This window comes from Bacillus sp. AC266 (genome assembly GCF_979253805.1).
This window is the reverse complement of record NZ_CEEDEC010000097.1, coordinates 1-201: the sequence shown is the minus strand read 5'-3', so window position 1 is coordinate 201 and position 201 is coordinate 1. Positions and strand designations below refer to the sequence as shown.

The window sequence follows — 201 nt, the reverse complement described above, 5'->3', positions numbered from 1 at the left end:
TACCGGACCTCAAGGTGCTCAAGGTAACACAGGTGCGACTGGTATAGGAGTTACCGGACCTACTGGACCTCAAGGTATTCAAGGTAACACAGGTGCTACCGGACCTCAAGGTGTTCAAGGTAACACGGGTGCTACCGGACCTCAAGGTGCTCAAGGTAACACAGGTGCGACTGGTATAGGAGTTACCGGACCTACTGGACC

Annotated in this window: 1 protein-coding gene; it reads left to right on the top strand. The window is 53.7% G+C overall.

The window, feature by feature from the left end; genetic code table 11:
* Positions 1–201 (top strand): collagen-like triple helix repeat-containing protein (locus AC0IXC_RS29500; RefSeq protein WP_471653739.1); only part of this gene is annotated, 201 nt, incomplete at both ends.